The sequence below is a fragment of the Brevibacterium sp. HMSC063G07 genome, assembly GCF_001810665.1.
Taxonomy (GTDB): Bacteria; Actinomycetota; Actinomycetes; order Actinomycetales; family Brevibacteriaceae; genus Brevibacterium.
Map to the genome: position 1 here is coordinate 1 of NZ_KV802330.1, position 1,464 is coordinate 1,464.

1 protein-coding gene is annotated in these 1,464 nt (G+C 62.8%); it reads left to right on the forward strand.

Annotated features, from left to right (window positions below; genetic code table 11):
- Positions 1-122 precede the first annotated feature (122 nt).
- Complete coding sequence (locus tag HMPREF2757_RS02430; RefSeq protein WP_062019877.1) at positions 123-1,451, forward strand: ISL3 family transposase; 1,329 nt, start codon at positions 123-125, stop codon at positions 1,449-1,451.
- Positions 1,452-1,464: the final 13 nt, after the last annotated feature.

A 1,464-nucleotide genomic window follows, 5' to 3' on the forward strand; every position in this document is an offset into this window, starting at 1 on the left:
GGCTCTTCCGGTTTCAGAGTGCGTGACGCGGTCTCTGACTGCCGGGTGTTGGTGATGAATGAGGGGCGGGCCTTGGGTGAAGATAGAAGTTCCTCAACTCGTCTCTCACCCAAGGCCCTGTCGTGCAATCTACCGTTTCTGCCGCGCCGTGTCCCGTCGCTGATGTCATTTGCCGCACTCTCGAGCTCGGCATCCACATCACCGGCGCTCACATCACCGATGATGACATCACTGTCATCGAAGCCTCACTACGAGAACCTCTTGGGTACTGCCCCGAGTGCGGTGCTGAAGGCCGGCTGCGTGACCACGTGATCCGCCGGCTGACGGATGTCCCGATCACCGGCCACCCGACCCGCCTGCACGTACGTCTGCCCCGCTACCAGTGTGTCCACGCCCAGTGCCCGCGCACGATCTTTCAGCACCAGCTCGAAGCGGCCGAACCCGGGGCGAAGACCACGAAACGCGCTACGACCTGGATCCTGAAACGGCTCATCCAGGACCAGATGAGCATCTCTGCTATCAGCAGGGCACTCGGACTCGGCTGGGACCTCGTCAACCAGCTGGCCACCACTGCCGCACAGTCCCTTGTCTACGCCGATCCCACTCATCTGGCCGGGGTTCGGGTCCTGGGTATCGATGAGCACTGCTGGAAACACGTGCGCGGACAAGGAGAGGACTCCTTCGCAACGATCTTCGTCGATTTGACCCCGCTCATCGACGGGACCGGTCGAGCACGGCTACTGGACGTGAAGGCAGGCCGTTCCGCGAAGGTCGTGACCTCGTGGCTGCAGGAACGTTCCCCGCAGTTCCGTGACAGGGTCGAGGTCGTGACGATGGACGGGTTCGCCGGCTACCACACCGCGACCACGAATGCGCTGCCGGACGCGGTGCCGGTGATGGACCCGTTCCACGTCGTCCAGCTCGCCGGGCAGAAACTCACTGCGTGCAGACAACGGCTCCAGCAGCAGATCCATGGGCACCGGGGCCGGAAGACAGACCTCCTGTATCAGGGGCGACGGACCCTGTTGACGAGGAGGTCCCTGCTGAACAAGAAGGGTAGGGACCGGCTGGAGCGGTTGTGGGTCGAGCATGATGACCATGTCGCGTTGGAAGTGACGTACCTCGTCTACCAGGACGTCATCGATGCGTACGAGCATCCCGATCGGAAGACCGGCAAGAAGCTCATGCAGACGGTGATCGAGAGTCTGCGCAGAGGCCTACCTGAAGGGCTTGAGGAGCTTGCTCAGTTGGGGCGGACGCTGTGGCGGAAACGGGCTCAGGTGCTGGCGTTTTTCGATCGTGGTCGCGCGTCGAACGGGCCGGTCGAAGCGATCAACGGGCGCCTCGAGCACCTGCGCGGTATCGGGTTGGGGTTTAGGAACTTCGGCCACTACGTGCTGCGCTGTCTTCTCCACTCCGGGCAGCTATCAGCCCGGGTCAACGCACTCTAGAACCGGAAGAGCC